At 65.3% G+C, this 16,171-nt stretch carries 16 protein-coding genes; 4 read left to right on the top strand and 12 right to left on the bottom strand.

All coding sequences use genetic code 11. From position 1 onward, the window contains the following. Window positions 1–312: 312 nt before the first annotated feature. From flgL to FHT09_RS17645, 12 genes are all read right to left on the bottom strand, one after another. Window positions 313–1,518 (bottom strand): flagellar hook-associated protein FlgL, encoded by a 1,206-nt coding sequence (gene flgL, locus FHT09_RS17700; RefSeq protein ID WP_104606987.1) that lies wholly within the window; start codon window positions 1,516–1,518, stop codon window positions 313–315. Continuing rightward, the gene (gene flgK, locus FHT09_RS17695) at window positions 1,518–3,392 is read right to left on the bottom strand and encodes a flagellar hook-associated protein FlgK (protein WP_104606988.1); all 1,875 of its coding nucleotides are present in this window, start codon (window positions 3,390–3,392) and stop codon (window positions 1,518–1,520) included. The genes flgL and flgK overlap by 1 nt, the downstream gene beginning before the upstream one ends. An 11-nt stretch (window positions 3,393–3,403) precedes the next feature. After that, window positions 3,404–4,582, bottom strand: a complete 1,179-nt coding sequence (gene flgJ, locus FHT09_RS17690; protein WP_104606989.1) for a flagellar assembly peptidoglycan hydrolase FlgJ — start codon at window positions 4,580–4,582, stop codon at window positions 3,404–3,406. Window position 4,583: 1 nt separating this feature from the next. Further along, window positions 4,584–5,702: a flagellar basal body P-ring protein FlgI gene (locus tag FHT09_RS17685; RefSeq protein ID WP_047124956.1), complete on the bottom strand. Its 1,119-nt coding sequence runs from the start codon at window positions 5,700–5,702 to the stop codon at window positions 4,584–4,586. Between the two features lie 10 nt (window positions 5,703–5,712). Next, window positions 5,713–6,405 carry a flagellar basal body L-ring protein FlgH gene (gene flgH, locus FHT09_RS17680; protein WP_104537431.1) on the bottom strand — a complete coding sequence of 231 codons (693 nt, stop codon included), beginning with the start codon at window positions 6,403–6,405 and terminating at the stop codon, window positions 5,713–5,715. 38 nt (window positions 6,406–6,443) lie between these two features. After that, a complete protein-coding gene (gene flgG / locus FHT09_RS17675; RefSeq protein WP_016901723.1) occupies window positions 6,444–7,229 on the bottom strand; it encodes a flagellar basal-body rod protein FlgG in 786 nt (261 codons plus the stop codon). Window positions 7,230–8,112: 883 nt separating this feature from the next. Continuing rightward, entirely contained in the window at window positions 8,113–8,868 is a 756-nt protein-coding gene (gene flgF, locus FHT09_RS17670; protein ID WP_104606633.1) for a flagellar basal-body rod protein FlgF, read from the bottom strand. A 144-nt stretch (window positions 8,869–9,012) separates the two neighbouring features. Beyond that, entirely contained in the window at window positions 9,013–10,236 is a 1,224-nt protein-coding gene (flgE, locus tag FHT09_RS17665) for a flagellar hook protein FlgE (RefSeq protein WP_104606632.1), read from the bottom strand. Between the two features lie 31 nt (window positions 10,237–10,267). Then, window positions 10,268–10,939: a flagellar hook capping FlgD N-terminal domain-containing protein gene (locus tag FHT09_RS17660; protein WP_104606631.1), complete on the bottom strand. Its 672-nt coding sequence runs from the start codon at window positions 10,937–10,939 to the stop codon at window positions 10,268–10,270. Between the two features lie 37 nt (window positions 10,940–10,976). Further along, window positions 10,977–11,384 (bottom strand): flagellar basal body rod protein FlgC, encoded by a 408-nt coding sequence (gene flgC / locus FHT09_RS17655; RefSeq protein ID WP_005914451.1) that lies wholly within the window; start codon window positions 11,382–11,384, stop codon window positions 10,977–10,979. 3 nt (window positions 11,385–11,387) lie between these two features. Then, complete coding sequence (flgB, locus tag FHT09_RS17650) at window positions 11,388–11,789, bottom strand: flagellar basal body rod protein FlgB (protein WP_104606630.1); 402 nt, start codon at window positions 11,787–11,789, stop codon at window positions 11,388–11,390. Between the two features lie 350 nt (window positions 11,790–12,139). Continuing rightward, window positions 12,140–13,084, bottom strand: a complete 945-nt coding sequence (locus tag FHT09_RS17645) for a chemotaxis protein CheV (RefSeq protein ID WP_016901727.1) — start codon at window positions 13,082–13,084, stop codon at window positions 12,140–12,142. A gap of 297 nt (window positions 13,085–13,381) precedes the next feature. On the opposite strand from FHT09_RS17645, the gene flgA reads away from it, so the two are divergent. The 4 genes from flgA to FHT09_RS17625 all read left to right on the top strand — a co-directional run bounded on the left by flgA (window position 13,382) and on the right by FHT09_RS17625 (window position 16,133). Next, window positions 13,382–14,026 carry a flagellar basal body P-ring formation chaperone FlgA gene (gene flgA / locus FHT09_RS17640; RefSeq protein ID WP_104537425.1) on the top strand — a complete coding sequence of 215 codons (645 nt, stop codon included), beginning with the start codon at window positions 13,382–13,384 and terminating at the stop codon, window positions 14,024–14,026. Between the two features lie 66 nt (window positions 14,027–14,092). Further along, on the top strand, window positions 14,093–14,404 hold the full coding sequence (gene flgM / locus FHT09_RS17635) for a flagellar biosynthesis anti-sigma factor FlgM (RefSeq protein WP_016901729.1): 312 nt from the start codon (window positions 14,093–14,095) through the stop codon (window positions 14,402–14,404). A gap of 15 nt (window positions 14,405–14,419) precedes the next feature. Then, a complete protein-coding gene (locus tag FHT09_RS17630) occupies window positions 14,420–14,752 on the top strand; it encodes a flagellar protein FlgN (protein ID WP_104537424.1) in 333 nt (110 codons plus the stop codon). Between the two features lie 154 nt (window positions 14,753–14,906). Continuing rightward, on the top strand, window positions 14,907–16,133 hold the full coding sequence (locus FHT09_RS17625) for an ATP-binding protein (protein ID WP_104537423.1): 1,227 nt from the start codon (window positions 14,907–14,909) through the stop codon (window positions 16,131–16,133). The last annotated feature ends 38 nt before the right edge of the window (window positions 16,134–16,171 follow it).

Genomic DNA, 16,171 nt, shown 5'->3' with positions numbered 1-16,171 from the left:
ATTTCTCCTAAGCGATTTTTCCGGCAAGGGGGACTTGCCCGGAGCCTCCGCAGGGGGGCCATCAAGTTGGCCGTTGCCGCTGCTGAGATGAATAACGGCGTTGCGTCGGGAACCTTTAGCGAAATCCAGTATTTTTTTACTGTTTTCTGCTACAGGACGAAATACGGAAGCGTTGTGTATCAAGGGGTTTGGTTTATTCGGCAGCACCCCGCAGATCTTTAGCGTTGGTATAACTTTCGACGAATAAACTCCGTCGGCCTGCGCAAGTTTTGGCGCGCAGGAGTGCAGAAAACGCAGGTTTTCTGCTGCAAATCAGCGGATCAGGTTGAACAACGACGACGACTGCATCTGCTGAAAAATCGTTTGAGCGGCCTGCAACGAGGCCTTCTCCAGTTCGTACTGGCCCAGCGCCGAGGCGTAGTCCAGATCGCGGATCGACGACAGGGTGGTCTTGAGGGTGACCTCGTTGGACTCCAGCAACGCGTTGGCGTTGTCGATCGCCGACAGCTGCGCACCGCCGGAGGCGCGCGCGTCGATCATCTTCGACGAGGCCTGTGCGATGTCGCGCATCGACGACTGCAGCGTGTTGATCATCGCCGCCTTCTGCGGCGGGGTCAGCGTGTCGGAGTTGAGTGCGCCGACCAGGTCGTCGATGGTGGAGAACACGTCCTTGGTGGTGGAGGCGCCAATCTGGAAACTGTCGCCCACCGCCGGTGCGCCGCTGATGCGCATGCGCACGCCGGCCGCATTAATGTCCTCCCCATCCTTGTAGGTGCCGGTACCGACCACCGTATTGGTGCTGTCGCGCACCTCGTAGGTGTCGGCGGCGGTGAACTGCACGCTGTAGCTGCCGCCGTTCCAGCTGCCGGTGCTGGCATCGCGGCTGAAGTCCAGCAGCAATCCGGTGCCGGTATTTGCGCTGTCGGCGTGCGCATCCACCGTACCGTCGCCGGTGCGGATACGCATGAAGATCTCGCTGCCGGGCAGGGTGTCGCTGACAAAGGTGTCCGGCGCCACTTCGACCTGTTTCTGGGTCTGATCGCCGTTGTAGGTGAGGCTGCCATTGCTCTTGATGAACGGTGCGCTGCCATCGGCGCTACCGCCGAACAGGTAGCGTCCGGTGCCGTCGGTGCTGTTGGCCAGGCTGACCATGCTGTCGCGCAGCGCGGTCAGTTCCGAGGCAATCGCCTTGCGGTCGTCGGGGCTGAGCGAGGAGTTGTTGGCCTGCACCGCCAATTCGGTGACGCGCGCCATTTTGTCGCCGGCCTGCGACAGGGCGTTTTCCTGTAGGCCGAGCCGGTTCTGCACGTTGTTGGCGTTTTCGCCAAAGCGTGTGATCGCAGCCAACGCGCGATCCAGGCCGACGGCGGTGCCGGCGGCGACCGGGTCGTCCTTGGCGGTGACCAGACGCTGCCCGCTGGCGAGCTGGGCCTGGATCTGGTTCAGCCGGGACTGCTTGGCCGTCATCGACGACACCGACTGGCTGTACATCATGCTGGTGGAGATACGGTCGGTCATCAGCGTACGGCGCCCAGGATGGCTTGGAAAATGGTGTCGGCAGTGGAAATCATCTGTGCGGCGGCCTGGTAGGCCTGCTGCAGCTTCAGCATGTTGGCGGCTTCTTCATCCAGGTTGACGCCGGAAATCGAGTCGCGGCTGGCTTGTGCCTGGTCGTTGATGACCTTCTGCGCGTCAGAGGCGTAAGTGGCCGCACGCGCGGCCGAGCCGACCGAGGTGGTCAGGCCCGACAGCGCGCCGTTGAGCGTGACCGTACCGCTGTTGAGCGCCTTGGCATCGTCGAGATTGGCCAGCAACTTGGCGTTGCCGTTGTCGCTGGAGCCGGCGCCCGTGGGGCCGACGCCGAAGGTGTCGCCGGCCTTGGGCGCGCCGTCCAGCGCAAAGCTCCAGCCGTTGGCGCTGATGGTCTGGCCGGCGGTGTAGGCGAATGGGCCGGTGCCGTCGATGGTGTACTGGTTGGCATCGATGAACTCCACTGACGCCGGCGTCAGCAGCGCCGGATTCTGCGCATTGGTGACCTTGACGTCGCTGATCTTGCCGGTGCCCAGGTTGGCGACCGTGGCGGTGGCCTTGACCGGGGTGGCTGCGGCAATCCGCGAGGGGTCGGTGATGGCCACCGACAGGGTGCCGGCTAGGCCGGCGGTGGGCTGCAGCAGGAACTTGTCGCCGTTGGCCGGCGTGCCGCCGACCACCAGGCTGACGCCGTTGAGCACCAGCGGATTGGCCGGGGTGCCGGTGCCGCTGAGCGGCACCGCCGAGCCGGTGCTGGCATTGGTGGCCTTCCACGCAGTGCCGTCGAAGCTGAGCGTGACGTTCTGCCCATCCACCGCCGCCATGTTGCTGAAGCTGGCGCTCAGCGACGCGCTGCCGGTGTTGGCGGGGTTGGCGGCGGTGGTGGGCGAGCCGATGTTGAAGAAATTGCCGCCCATCGCGCCGTACAGGTCCATGCCTTGCGCGTGACCGGCGTTGAAGGTGCTGGCCATGCCCACGGCCAGGCGACCGAGTTCGGCCTGGGTCGGTTCCAGCACGCTGCTGCGGAACTCCAGCAGCCCGCCGATCTGCCCGCCCAGCGAGCTGGCGCTGAGGCTGACATTCTGGCCCTGGGTCTGCATCGCCACCTGCAGCTTGCTCGGCTGATACGGGTCGGCGACGGTGGTCAGCTTGGACGAGGTGGTTCCCACCACCAGGGCCTGGCCGCCGGAGGTGAAAACATTCATGAAGCCGCCGTCCTGCATCACCGCGGTGCCGCCGGTGTAGCCGACCAGCTTGGACACTAGCGCGTCGCGCTGGTCGAGCATGTCCGGCGAGGCGCTGTCGATGCTGTTGCCGATGGTGCCGTTGATCTTGGCGATCTGCTGGGTCAGGCGATTGACCTCGTCCACCGAGGAGGTCAGACCGCTGTTGACCTCGTTGCTCAGGCTGTCCATCTGCCCGTTGAGCTGCTTGAAACGCGTCGCAAGCGAGTTGCCGCTGTCGAGCATGCTCTGCCGTTCGGCGGTGGACGAGGCATTGGACGATACCGCGCTGGTGGAGTCGAAGAAGTTCGACCACAGCCCGGCCACATTGGTGGCGGTGTTGGAGTACAGGCTGTCGACGCGGTTGGACAGCGAGGATAGCTGCTGCAGGCGCGAGAGCTCGCCGCCGCTGTCGAGCAGGCGCGAGGTGGCCAGCTGGTCGGCCACCCGGCTCACGTCGGTGATCTTGGCGCCATTGCCCACGAACGCGTAGCCCATGTCGGTGGGCGTGCGCGTTGCAAATTCCACACGTTGGCGGCTGTAGCCTTCGGTATTGATGTTGGCGACGTTATGGCTAACGGTCGACAACGCCCGTTGGAAGGCGATCAGCGCACTGGTCCCGGTGGACATGATGGACATGGGCGTTTACCTCAACGACGAATGGTGCCGAGCCCAGCAGGCTCGGCGGTGGTGGCGTAGCGGTTGGACAGGTCGGCCGCCGCGTTGCCGATCGCGGCTACCGCACGGTCGATGGTCGGACCGTTGGCGATCGCCGCGATCTTGGCTGCATAGCCCGGATCGGTGGCGTATCCGGCCTGTTGCAAGCCGCGTGCAAAACCCTTGATGTCGGTACCGGCCTGCAGGGCGGGCTGGTAACGGCTGTTGTTCTTCAGCAGCCGCACGTAGTCGGCAAAGCTCTCCTCGGCGGAACCGTAGGCGCGGAAATCGGCGGTTTCGGTGGTTTTGACGCCGTTGACGTATTCGTGGGTGCCGGTGGTGACCTTGTCGCCGCTCCAGCCGGTGGCCTTGATGCCGAACAGGTTGTTGGAGTCGCCGCCATTGCCGATACCGCGACGGCCCCAGCCGGTTTCCAGCGCCGCCTGTGCGACCAGCGCACGCGGATCCACGCCCAGTTCGCGCGCGGCCTTCTGCGCGTGCGTCCAGATCTTGGCGACGAAGCCTTCCGGGGTGCGCTCGCCCAGGCTGGCGGCAGCACTGCTCGCCGCGCTTGCAGTGACCGCGGCGCTGGCATCGGCGGCATCGCTGGCCGCCACGTCGCTCCAGCGATCGTTGGCCGAGGGCCAGCTCAGTGCGGCCGCATCGTCGCTGCCGGCATCGCTGCTGCCGGTGCGGCCGGCGATCAGATCCAGCACCTGGCTCATGCCGATGCCGCTCAGGCCGCCTGCGCCGATGCCTGCGGCAGTGCCGCTGGTTGCGCCGACGCTGCCTGTCGCGCCATCGCGGGTCGGCAGCGGCAACGAGGCGTCGCGCTTGCCGGCCACCAGCGCATAGGCCTTGGCGGCTTCGGCCGTGCTGAGCGAGGTATTCAATGCCGGGCCGCCGGTGTCGCCGCTCAGCTGCTTGGAGATCATCGCCGACAGGCCCAGCCCCTTGCCGTCGGTCAGCGCCTTGGCCATCTGCTGGTCGTACATCTCGCGGAACATCTGGTTTTCGCCAGGAAACATCGGGTCGCCGGAGCTCGCATCGCGCATGCTCTTGACCAGCATCTGCGCGAACTGTCCTTCGAGCTGACGGGAGACCTTGTCGATCTTGGCGGGATCGGCCTTGGTGCTCGGGTTGAGATCAATGGGCGAGGCTGCGATACGCATGTCAGATCACCTCCAGCTCCGCCGTGAGCGCACCGGCCTGCTTGAGCGCTTCCAGGATGGCCACCAGGTCGCCGGGAGCGGCGCCCACCTCGTTGACCGCGCGCACGATCTGGTCGAGCGTGGTGCCGCCTTCGAACTTGAACATGCGGCTGCCTTCGGAGGTGGCCGTGATCGTCGACTGCGGGGTGACCGCGGTGCGTCCGCCACTGAAGGCGCCAGGCTGGCTGACGTTGGTGTTTTCGCTGATGGTTACGGTGAGCGAGCCATGCGCGATCGCTGCCGGCATCACCCGCACCAGCTGGCCGATCACCACCGTACCGGTGCGTGCGTTGACCACCACCTTGGCCGGCGCATCGCCCGGCGAGAGTTCGACATTCTCAAGCCGCGACAGCAGGCCGATACGCGCGCCAGGATCGGTGGGCGAGCGCACTGCCACGGTCACGCCATCCACCGCACGCGCGGTACCGGCGCCGAAGCTGCTGTCGATCGCCGCGACCATGCGCGAGACGGTGGTGAAGTCGTTCTGGTGCAGGTTGAGGGTGATCTCGCCGGTGCCTGCGAACACGTCCGGCAATGCGCGTTCGACGGTGGCGCCGTTGGGAATGCGACCGACACTGGGAATGTTGACCGACACCCGCGAGCCGTCCTTGCCCTGCGCGCCGAAGCCGCCGACCACCAGGTTGCCCTGCGCCATCGCATAGACCTGGCCATCGGCGCCTTTCAGCGGTGCCATCAGCAGCGAGCCGCCGCGCAGCGACACCGCGTTGGCGATCGAGGACACGGTGATGTCGATCGGCTGGCCAGGCTTGGCGAACGGCGGCAGTTCGGCATGGATGGCCACGGCCGCGACGTTTTTCAGCTGCGGATTGACGTTCGCCGGCACATTGACGCCCAGCTCGCCGAGCAGGTTCTTCAGGCTCTGCACGGTGAAGGGCGCCTGGCTGGTGCGGTCGCCGCTGCCGTCCAGGCCGACCACCAGGCCGTAGCCGACCAGCGCGTTGCCGCGCACGCCGCCGACCTGGGCAAGATCCTTGATGCGCTCGGCCGAAGCCGGCGCGGCGATCGCGCAGACCGCCACAGCGGCGGCCAGCAGACGGAAAGGCAGGGAAGACAGATTCATGGTCGCAGGCTCAGTAGGGCGACAGACGGGAATTGAAGAAGCGGCTCAACCAGCCCATCGCGTTGGACTGCGCGATCGCGCCGCGGCCGCCGTAGGCGATGCGGGCGTCGGCCACCTTGCTCGAGGGCACGGTGTTGTCCGGGGCGATGTCGGCGGCGCGCACGATGCCTTGCACCTGCACCAGCTCGTCGCCCTGGGTCAGGCGCAGGTTCTTCTGCCCCTGGATCACCAGATTGCCGTTGGGCAGGCGCTGCATCACGGTGACGGTCACGCTACCCTGCATGCGGTTGCTCTGCGCGGTGTTGCCCTTGCCGGCAAAGCTGCGGTCGCCGCTGGTGCTGTTCTCCAGCACGTTCAGGCCGCCGACGGTGAGCGGAGCGCCCAGCAGCGTCGGGGCGGCCATGGTGGTGGCGTCCTTCTTGCTGATGCTGGTGTTGGCGGTGGACGAGGCGGTGGTGCTTTCGACCAGGTTCACCGTCAGCAGATCGCCGACATCGCGGGCGCGGCGGTCGCCGTACAGATTCAGGCCCGGGCCGGCGGCGTAGATCGCCCCGGCGGTGGGCTGCGCCACCGGCGCCACTACCGGCACGATCGGCGCCAGTTCGGCGAACGGCCGCACATCGCCGGCCGCCACGCAGCCGCCCAGCAGCGCGCTGCAGGCGATGGCGAGGCACAGGGAGGAGAGAGAAGGCAGGCGGGACATGGCGTGGATTCCTGAGAGGGCAGCGACCGGCGGGCCGATCAGACGTTGTTGTTCAAGTAACCGAGCATCGAGTCGGTAGTGGAGATCGCCTTGGCATTCATTTCGTAGGCGCGCTGGGTCTCGATCATGCTCACCAGTTCTTCCACCGTGTTGACGTTGCTGCCTTCCAGCGCGCCCTGCACGGTGTTGCCCAGGCCGTTGAGGCCGGGGGTGCCGTTCTGCGCGGGGCCGGAGGCGGTGGTTTCGACGAACAGGTTCTCGCCCTTGGACTGCAGGCCCGAGGGATTGATGAAGTCGGTCAGCGTCAACGCACCGATTTCCTGCGCGGCGGCCTGGCCGGCCAGCGTCACGCTGATGGTGCCGTCGTTGCCGATGGTCAGCGACTGCGCGCCTTCGGGGATCTGGATGCCGGGCTGCAGCGGGTAGCCGCTGTTGGTGACCAGCTCGCCCTGCGCATTGATCTGGAAGGTGCCGTCGCGGGTATAGGCCGAGGTGCCGTCAGGCATCTGCACTTCGAAGAAGCCGCGGCCGTTGACCATCACATCGAGCGCGCGGCCGGTCTGCTGCTGGCTGCCCTGGTCGAAGCCCTTGAAGGTGGAGACCACCCGCACGCCGGTGCCCAGCTGCAGGCCGGTCGGCAGCTGCGTCTGCGCGGAGGTGGAGCCGCCCGGCGCACGCACCTGTTGGTACAACAGGTCTTCGAACGCCGCACGATCGCGCTTGAAGCCGGTGGTATTGGTATTGGCCAGGTTGTTGGAAATGACCGACATGCGCGTCTGCTGCGCATCCAGTCCGGTTTTGGCGACCCACAAAGCCTGATTCATGACCCGATTCCTCGTTAGACCCGGGGATGTGTTCCGGGTACGGGTGGGTATATGCACGTGCCGTGCCAAACCCGCGCCGGATTTTTGCCGGCTGTGCGCTGGATCACGTGGGGCGGGCGCGGCGGCCTTCGCGGGGCAGGGCTGGCGGCGGGTAGGCAGCGGCGAAGCGGAAGCGGAGCAAACCTGCGCGGCAGATAGGCACGTTAGATCGGTCGCCGGTCAGCGGTGTGTTCGACGACGCGTGAACCCCTGGCGCTGCGTGCGTAAGGGTTTCGGCATTGCGACGCAGTCAACAGGCTGGTTGGTCGAGCGCGCGGTGCCCTCACCGCTCGCGGGACACGCCGCAAGTACGTCCTTGTAGGCTCGGTGGCGGCATCCATGCCGCCACACGGTCCCGCAATCGGCGAGGCCACCGCACCAGAGAGTGAATCGGTGGTCGTGTGAAAAGCTGCTTGTTGCTCGGGTTGAATCGGGAAGCTGATCGGAAGCGATGCTATCCGAGCAACACACCGCATGCTCTGCTCGCAACCCTGCGTAACGATTATCTCGACGGGTCCTTGCCCGCCCACCGTCGCGGGACCTTACGCGGCATGGAGCCGTACTTGCGGCGTGTCCCGCGAGGGTGGGCGGGCAGGGGCCCTGCAGCCAGGTCACGCACCAGCCACTCTGTAGCGAAGGCCCAGCTCAACAGCGTTGCCAACCGCACACACCTTGCCGTCAAACCATCGCTAGTCGGCATCAACCGCGTACGAACCAGCTGCGGGACCGCAGGGTTGAACGACATGCCACTTCGCTCGCGAGCCACGTCCCCCGGGCGGCCGACACCCAGGTGCTGGGCAGAGCGGCAAGCCAAGCGGCGGTGGGCAGTGGGTGTCAATGGCGCTTAGCCGCTGACCCGCAGCAGCGAGTTGGCCGACTGCGCGTTGTCGTCGCCGTTCTTGATGATCTTGACCTGCATTTCGAACTGACGCTGCAGCTGGATCATCTCCACCAGCGCGCCGGCGGCATCCACGTTGCTGCCTTCCAGCATGCCGCTGTTGATGGTCTTGCCGGTGGCCACCGCAAACGCCTGCGCCGGGTCGGTGCTGGTGTTGCGCATCAGCCCGTCCGCGCGCCGCGTCAAACGGTCGGCGGGGGCATCGACCACCTTCATCTTGCCGACGATGGCCATGGTCTGCGGGCCTTCGCCCTGCGGAATGATCGAGATGCTGCCGTCGCTGCCGATCTCCATCGCCTGGTGCGGCGGGATCGTCATCGGGTTGCCGCCCTCATCCAGCACCGCATGGCCATTGGCGGTGACCAGCTGGCCATTGGCGGTGAGTGCCAGCTCGCCGTTGCGGGTGTAGGCCTCGCTGCCATCGGGCGACTGCACCGCCAGCCAGCGGTCCTGCTGCAGCGACACGTCCAGCGGATTGCCGGTAACCTTCTGGTGGCCCTGGCTGCGGTCGAAGCCCTGGTCCACATGCAGTGCATCGATCCGCGACGGATAGCCCTTGCCCTGGATCTTGAACGCCTCGGTATTGGCCAACGCAGCCTTGAACCCCACCGTATCGACGTTGGCGAGATTGTGCGACACGGTGCCCTGCGCCTGCAGGGAGGCACGGGCGCCAGTCATCGCAACGTAGAGAGCTTTGTCCATGAGGCACCGGGATTGGGGAGTCGGGATTCGGGATTCGTAAACGCGGGCTGTTGCGACCTGGCAGAAGAGAGGGCAGGGCCGGGATCCGTTTAACGGAGTACCGGCTCCTACCAATCCCCAATCCCCAATCACTAATCCCAGCCGTTAACGAATATTGATGATCGTCTGGGTGACCTGATCCTGGGTCGAGATCATCTGCGAGTTGGCCTGGAAGTTGCGCTGGGCCACGATCATGTTCACCAGCTGCTCGGTCAGGTCCACCGTGGAGGATTCCAGCGAGCCGGATTCGATCTGGCCCAGGTCCGAGGTGTCCGGTGCGCCGGTGCGGGCGGAGCCGGAGGTGTAGCTTTCGGCCCACATGTTGTTGCCCTGCGACTGCAGGCCCTGCGGGTTGACGAAGCTGCTCAGCGCGACCTGGCCCAGCGGCTTGTCGGCGCCGTTGGAGTAGCGCGCGAACACCACGCCGCTGGTGTCGATGCTGATCTCGTTGAGCTTGCCGCTGGCATAGCCGTCCTGGCGGGTGTCGCGCAGCGCGAAGGTTTCGCCGTACTGGGTCGAGCCGCTGACGTTTAGCTGCATGCTCAGCACGCCGGCGCCGGTGCTCGGGGTGAACGGGTCCATCGTGATGATGCCGTTGGCCGGGGTGGTCAGCGCGCCGGTATCGGAGAACTGCAGCGTGGTCGGCGCGCCGACCGCGGCGCCGTCCACGTAGTTGTGCACCTGCCATTCGTTCGGGTTGGCGGTCTTGACGAAGTAGGAGGTCTGCACATGGCTGACGCCCAGCGAATCGTAGACGTTGATGCCGCCGGTGGAGTGGCTGTAGGTCTTGTCGTCGGCCGGGCTGAACGGAGTCACCGTCGGGGCAGTGGCATTGCCGGGCAGCGTGAAGGCCAGGTTGACCGTCGAGGTCGACTTGGGCGGGCTGTCGGTGGTCAGCAGCTGCAGGTCCGACAGACGGCCGACGTCGAAGCCGTTGCCGCTGGGGTTAGGGGCGAATACCTGCAGGCGCGCGCCCTGCGGGTTGACCACATAGCCGTTGGCGTCGGTCTGGAAGTTGCCGGCGCGGGTGTACATCTTGGCGCCGTTGGAGGACACGGTGAAGAAGCCTTCGCCGGAGACCGCCAGATCCAGGCTGCGCCCGGTCGGATCGATATTGCCCTGCGAAAACTGCTGCGCCACATTGCTGACGCGGACGCCCGACCCCACCGCATTGCGCGACAGGCCGTAGCTGGTGCTCTGGAACATGTCGGCAAACTCGGCACGCGATTCCTTGAAACCGGTCGTGTTGACGTTGGCGATGTTGTTGGACGTGACGTTCAGATCGGCATTGGCTGCGTTGATGCCGGACAACGAGGTATTGAAAGCCATGGAAGAGGTCCTTTAAGTGTCGGTTGCCGGCTCAGCTGACGCGGAGCACGTTGGCGAGCGGGGAAGTGCCTAGCCCGGTCAGGTTGAGATACAGACCGTCCGAGCCGATCGTGACGCTGTCCACCGGTGCGTCGACATAGGTGGACAACTTGCTTTTGGAGCCGGCGGTGTCGGTCTGGGTGGCGGTCACGCCGTACTTGCCGGCCGCCATGCGGTTGCCGTTTGCATCGGTACCGTCCCAGGCGAACGACACCTCGCCGGCGGCGCTGGCCGGCACGCTGAGCTGCTTGACGAAGGCGCCGTTGGCATCGGTGATTTCGAAATTGACGGTGCCGGCCGAGGTCGCAGCGACCACGCCCTTGGCCGAGTTGGTGGCATCGATGGCGACCTGCGCGGAGGGCACCAGCACGTTGCGCCCGACCAGCGCCGCGCCTTTGAGCACCTGATCGCTGCTCTGTGCTGCGGTGAAGCTGGTGAACTTGGTGTTGAGGTCGCCAATGCCCTGCACGGTGGAGAACTGCGCCAACTGACCCAGAAACTCGCTGTTTTCCATCGGTTTGAGGGGGTCCTGGTGCTGCAGCTGCTCGGTCATCAGCTTGAGGAAGTCGGCCTGGCCGAGCGATTCCTCCTTCTTCTTGGTCGATGTGGCGCTGCTGGAGGTCAGCCCGAGGCTGGTGTAGAGGTCACTACCGATGGTGCTCATTTGAAGGGGTCCGTAAGGGAAGGGTCAGCTAGGAGGGTCAGCGACCCATGGTCAGGGTGGCGAGCGCCAGTTCCTTGGCGGTGTTGAGCATTTCCACGCCGGCCTGGTAGTTACGCGAGGCCGAGATCATGTTGACCATCTGCGAGACCGGATCCACGTCGGGCGAGAACACATAGCCATCGGCATCGGCCAGTGGATGGCCGGGCTCGTAGCGACGGATCGGCGGCGCGTTGGTGGTGGTGATCTCCTTGACGTTCACCGAGGTCAGGCTGGGGTCTTGGCGACTTTGCTGGGCCTGGAAGATCGGCTCGATCGGCTTGTAGGTCGCCTCGGCCGAGCCAGCGACGGAGTCGGCATTGGCCAGGTTGGAGGCGATGGTGCTCAGTCGGACCGACTGCGCGTGCAGCGCCGAGCCGGCCACATCGAAGATGGGGAGATTGCTCATGATTTATTGGCCGGTGATCGCGGTGAGCATCGAGCGCACCTTGGATTCGAGGAAGCTCAGCGAGGCGCGGTATTCCAGCGCGGCGCGGCCGTAGGCAGCACGTTCGGCATCGGGATCGACGGTATTGCCGTCCAGGCTGGGCTGGTCGGACTCGCGGGTGATCTGAAACGGGTTGAGTCCGCCGCTGCTGCCGATCTCGTAATGCTTGGCGTCGGTGGTCTGCAGCAGGGTGCCGTCGCGCACGCCTTCGGCCGATTTGAGCGCGGCCTCGAAATTCAGATCCTTTGCCTTGTAGCCAGGGGTGTCCACGTTGCTCAGGTTGCTGGCGATGAGCTTCATGCGCTGCTCGCGCAGCGGCAGAGCATCGCCGTGGATGCCTAGAAAGGACGAGATGGAATTGGACACGGTGCTCTCCCGCGAAGTGTTACCAGGGAGAAAGCAATGTTTGTGCCAATCGAGGTGGTGCGGGTTACGGAACGCGGCGAATGATCGGCGCGGCCGACGAACGGCAGCTTGGCCGTCCCGGGAACGCGATGGGCTTCGTATCCGTCGCGGCGTTGCTTCACTCAGGCGCGCCAGGCCGGAAGGTTCCGCATTAACCGAGGCGCGGTCCGGCGACGCCCGGCGTCAGCGGATGTCACTTTAAAAGCGGGTTGACGCACACCGAACCAACTTCGATGTTACTTGGCTCTTGGAAGCCCGGCGCGGCGCCTTGTCGCTGCCATCGGCTCCGACCCGGCAGCCGCCTGGCCTGCTCAGGCCGCTTCGGCGACCACTTTCAGGCGCGCCAGCACGTAGTCGGCCAGCTCGTGGGCGCTGTACTTGGCCACGAAGGCGTTGGCGCCGACCTGTTCGACCATGGCGTTGTTGAACACGCCCGACAGCGAAGTGTGCAGCAGCACGTAGAGGCCTTGCAGGCCCGGCGTGCGCCGGATTTCCGTCGTCAGCGTGTAGCCATCCATGGCCGGCATTTCGATGTCGGAGATGACCATCGCATAGCGGTCGGCCGGATTCTCGCCTGATGCAGCCACCTGCAAGAGGTGGTCCAGCGCCTGGCGGCCGTCGGACAACAAGGTTGCCGAGACGCCGAGCTGGTCGAGTACGCTGCGGATCTGCTGACGCGCCACGCGCGAGTCGTCCACCACCAGTACCTGGAACTGCCGGTCGTAGGCAACCAGCTGCAGCGAGGGATCCAGCTGCACGTCCTTGCTGACCTTGGCGATGTCGGCGAGCACGCTTTCCACGTCGATGACCTGGATCAATTCGCCCTGGAAGCGCGTCACCGCCGTCAAATAAGTGGCTTCGGCGCCCAGTTCCGGCGGCGGATGGATATCTTCCACCGCAATATTGACGATGCGCTCCACGCCGCTGACCAGAAACCCCTGGACCGAGCGGTTGAATTCGGCCACCACCAGATAGCCGGGGCCGTTTTCCGAGTGCGCATCGCGTTCCGGGTGGCCGATCGCCAGGCCCAGATCCAGCACCGGCACCGAGCGCCCGCGCACGTCGGCCACGCCGGCGAACTCGGTCGGCAGGCCGGGCACCTGGAACAGCTCCGGGCGGCGCAGCACTTCCTGCACCTTGAAGACGTTGACGCCAAAAAGCTGGCGGCCGCCCAGCCGGAACAGCAGCAGGGCCAGTCGATTGTGGCCAGCCAGGCGCGTGCGCTGGTCGATGCGGTTGAGCAGATCGTGGGTCATGGGGCAGATATCGACAGCGCCCTTGGAAAACTTGAGTGGTTTTAAGTTTGGTGTGGGGCGCTGCCGGGAATCGGGAGTCGGGAATGGGGAGTTGCAAAGGCAGGTGGGTTTCCGCAGCGCGGCCGAGGCGAAGGGCAGGGTTCTGACCTGCATATTGCTTTCACTAAGCGAATCGCGCAGCAACAACGAAGGCCGACCGCCGCTCAGCCCCCGACCGATTCCCTATTCCCGATTCCCGATTCAGAAACAGGCACGCCTCTTGCAGTGGATGTTCCGTCTTCCTCCGGATCTGGTCCCATGCGCCTGCTCCTGCTTGTCATCCTGTTGGCTGCCGCTCCGGCCTGGGCCCAGAGCTATCAGTCTGTCGATTCCATCCGCGCCGCGGCGCTGGCCACCGTGGGTCCGGATGCCGAGGCCGAGGCCACGCTCGATCCCGGCTTGCGCATGCCGGCCTGTCCGATCGCGCTGCAGGCGCAGCCGACCGGCACCAATACGGTGGAAGTGGCCTGCCCCCAGCCGGCCGGCTGGCGCCTGTTCGTGCCGCTGAAGGTACGTCGCAATCAGGACGTGCTGGTGTTGCGCCGCGGCATCAGCGCTGGAGAAGTCATTTCGCTGGCCGATATCAGTATCGAGAAGCGTGACGCCGCGCGTATCGTCGGTGCGGTGCTGGCCGACCCGGTGGCGGCGGTGGGCAAGACCGCCCGGCGCATCCTGCCGGCCGGCTCGCTGCTGTCGTCCAACGATCTGGTCACGCAGCGGCTGGTCCGGCGCGGCGACACCGTGCCGCTGGTGTCGCGCAATGGCGGTCTGGAGGTGCGCATGAGCGGTCGCGCGCTGTCCGATGCCGGCGAGAACGAGCGGGTTTCGGTGGAAAACTCCTCCTCGCGCCGGGTGGTGCAAGGGGTCGTCGAAGCGAGCGGGACCGTTGTGGTATCCAGATAGAAATTCGCTATAAAGTTTTTTTGGCGCATGCCGTTATCCCCTACGACCTGTAGAGGAGTTCCTGACATGAGCCAGAAAATCGAAGGCAATCTACCGACCGCTGCAACCCTTCGCACTGCGGCCACGAGCAGCAAGATCGCTTCGGCCGGTGAAGATCGCGCGTCTCCGATCGCCGCATTGCCGCCGACCGACAGCGTCAAGCTGACCGGTGAGGCGACCAACCTGCAGAACCTGCAGCGCACGCTGTCGCAGTCCTCGGCGATCGACACCGGTCGCGTCCAGGCAGTGAAGGATGCGTTGCAGAACGGCAGCTACTCCATCAACCCGGATGCCATCGCCAGCCGCATGATGGATCTGAATCAGCAACTGGCGGGTTGATCCCCGACCCAAAGGATGAACGTGAACGAGTCCCTGCAACGTCTCAGCGATGCGCTGGCCGGCGAACGCCAGGCATTACTCGAGAACGACATCGATGGGCTGATGCGCCACACGCAGGACAAGCTGTCGGCACTGCGCGCGCTGGAAGCGGCAATGCCCCAGGGCGAAGAAGAGCGGCTGCGCGAACTGGCCGAAGCCAATCGCGCCAACGGCGCGCTGCTGGCACGCCGGCGTCGCGAAGTGAACTGGGCACTGCGTCATCTGGGCCGCACCGAGAGTGCGCCGTCCTACGACGCCAAGGGTCAATCCAGCGTGCTGCGCGGCGGTCGTTCGCTGGCAGTGGCCTGAAGCACCGCAGCGTGCCCGAGCGCACGCGCAGGCTGGACCAAGTGCTAAGCAGTGCAGCGTCGAGCTACCAGGCGTACAGGAACGTGGCCCCGCGCAATACGAGGCCTGGGCGGTTCGGCGTATATTGAAGCGTCCTCTACGCCGCCCTTGTCCCGTGACTGCCAAGTTTTTTCTCAATCAAACCTTACTACCGTCCTCGACCATGCTGCGCGCGTTCGGCGACCAGATGCTCGAGGGTGTGCTGCTGTTCCGCGCAGACGGGCAGCTGATCCTGGCCAACGCCGTCGCACGCCAGAGCCTGTGCAAGGAAGATCCTGCCGACGACCGCAATCTTGGCGAGCGCATCTCGCAGGTGCTGCCGTCGGATGCGCTGAACCAGGCGCGCAGCAAAGGCAGCTGGACCGGCAGCCTGCCGGTGGCCGATCGGGTGGTCATCGCGCATCTGTACTACAACGAGGAGCAGGGCGTCGGGCATTTCCTGGTGCTGTTCCACAACATCGAAGGCCAGCAGGATTACGAGCGCGAGCTGCAACAGCGCCATGCCGAACTGCGCCAGGCCTATCTGCGTTTGAACGGTGCGCAGGACAAACTGCTGCAATCGGAGAAGATGGCCTCCATCGGCCAGCTGGCCGCCGGCGTGGCGCACGAAATCAACAATCCGATCGGTTACGTGCACTCCAATCTCGGCAGCCTGCAGGAATACCTGCGCAGCCTGTTCACGCTGATCGAAGCCTACGAGCGCGCGCTGCAGGCGCCGGATCCGAAGGCGCTGATTCCGGAGATCGACGAGATCCGCAACCGCGCCGACATCGACTTCATCAGCCGCGACCTGCCGCAGTTGATGGCCGAGTCGCGCGAAGGCATCGAGCGGGTCACCCGCATCGTGCGCGACCTCAAGGATTTCTCGTATTCGGACCGTTCCGAGTCGTGGAAGATGGTCGACCTACATGCCGGTCTGGAATCCACGATCAACATCATCTGGAACGAGCTGAAGTACAAGGTCACGCTGGAGCGCAATTACGCCGAGCTGCCGCTGGTGGAATGCCTGCCGTCCGAGCTCAACCAGGTCTACATGAACATGCTGCTCAACGCCGGCCAGGCGATTGTCGAGCGCGGCACGATCACCGTCACCACCGGCCGCGACGAGGCCGACAACGTCTGGATCCAGTTCCAGGACAGCGGCGCCGGCATCGCCCCGGACCTGCTGCAACGCATCTTCGACCCGTTCTTCACCACCAAGCCGGTCGGCAGCGGCACCGGCCTGGGCCTGTCGATCTCCTACGGCATCATCAACAAGCACCACGGCCGCATCGATGTCGAAAGTATCCCGGGGCAGGGCGCCAGTTTCCGGATCGTGCTGCCGGTGCGGCAGCCGCGGTAGCGCTTCGTGCTGGGATTGGGGAGTCGGGATTAGGGATT

It is taken from the genome of Xanthomonas sp. CFBP 8152, from assembly GCF_014199025.1.
GTDB classification, from domain to species: domain Bacteria; phylum Pseudomonadota; class Gammaproteobacteria; order Xanthomonadales; family Xanthomonadaceae; genus Xanthomonas; species Xanthomonas arboricola_B.
Note: the sequence above shows the minus strand (reverse complement) of the source record. Positions and strands in the feature narration are given on the sequence as shown.

Coding starts and splice junctions, on each gene's coding strand:
- flgL (WP_104606987.1), bottom strand. CDS start 1,518: ATGACCGACCGTATCTCCACCAGCATGATGTACAGCCAGTCGGTGTCG.
- flgK (WP_104606988.1), bottom strand. CDS start 3,392: ATGTCCATCATGTCCACCGGGACCAGTGCGCTGATCGCCTTCCAACGG.
- flgJ (WP_104606989.1), bottom strand. CDS start 4,582: ATGCGTATCGCAGCCTCGCCCATTGATCTCAACCCGAGCACCAAGGCC.
- FHT09_RS17685 (WP_047124956.1), bottom strand. CDS start 5,702: ATGAATCTGTCTTCCCTGCCTTTCCGTCTGCTGGCCGCCGCTGTGGCG.
- flgH (WP_104537431.1), bottom strand. CDS start 6,405: ATGTCCCGCCTGCCTTCTCTCTCCTCCCTGTGCCTCGCCATCGCCTGC.
- flgG (WP_016901723.1), bottom strand. CDS start 7,229: ATGAATCAGGCTTTGTGGGTCGCCAAAACCGGACTGGATGCGCAGCAG.
- flgF (WP_104606633.1), bottom strand. CDS start 8,868: ATGGACAAAGCTCTCTACGTTGCGATGACTGGCGCCCGTGCCTCCCTG.
- flgE (WP_104606632.1), bottom strand. CDS start 10,236: ATGGCTTTCAATACCTCGTTGTCCGGCATCAACGCAGCCAATGCCGAT.
- FHT09_RS17660 (WP_104606631.1), bottom strand. CDS start 10,939: ATGAGCACCATCGGTAGTGACCTCTACACCAGCCTCGGGCTGACCTCC.
- flgC (WP_005914451.1), bottom strand. CDS start 11,384: ATGAGCAATCTCCCCATCTTCGATGTGGCCGGCTCGGCGCTGCACGCG.
- FHT09_RS17645 (WP_016901727.1), bottom strand. CDS start 13,084: ATGACCCACGATCTGCTCAACCGCATCGACCAGCGCACGCGCCTGGCT.
- flgA (WP_104537425.1), top strand. CDS start 13,382: ATGCGCCTGCTCCTGCTTGTCATCCTGTTGGCTGCCGCTCCGGCCTGG.
- flgM (WP_016901729.1), top strand. CDS start 14,093: ATGAGCCAGAAAATCGAAGGCAATCTACCGACCGCTGCAACCCTTCGC.
- FHT09_RS17630 (WP_104537424.1), top strand. CDS start 14,420: ATGAACGTGAACGAGTCCCTGCAACGTCTCAGCGATGCGCTGGCCGGC.